Annotated in this window: 1 protein-coding gene; it reads left to right on the forward strand. The window is 35.3% G+C overall.

All coding sequences use genetic code 11. The features are described from left to right. On the forward strand, positions 1-397 hold a 397-nt coding region (locus KDK95_RS39130; RefSeq protein ID WP_212522683.1), incomplete at both ends, for an ATP-binding protein DrrA1-3 family domain-containing protein.

A 397-nucleotide genomic window follows, 5' to 3' on the forward strand; every position in this document is an offset into this window, starting at 1 on the left:
GCCTTTCAGTGGTCTAGACCCAGTTAATGTTGAGTTATTAAAAGAAGCAGTTAAAGACTTAAATGATTGGGGCAGTACAATCGTTTATAGTTCTCACCGTATGGAACATGTTGAAGAATTATGTGATGATGTTTGTATTTTAGATAAAGGTCAACTTGTTGTTTCTGGTGATATCAATCATGTACGTGCATCTAATGGTAACAAGAAAGTTGTCATTGAGTCAGAAACAACACTACCAGATTTAACACACATTAGAGGCATCATTCATAGTGAAAACATGAAGAAAGGTCTTCAGTTGACGATTGAGAATGAAGACGTAGCCAAAGATATTTATCAAGTTGTGGCACATCAAGGTTATGTTAAACGATTCCAAGTTGTAGAACCATCATTACAAGAT

The organism is Actinospica acidithermotolerans, from assembly GCF_018139625.1.
In the GTDB taxonomy this organism is placed as follows: Bacteria; Actinomycetota; Actinomycetes; order Streptomycetales; family Catenulisporaceae; genus Actinospica; species Actinospica acidithermotolerans.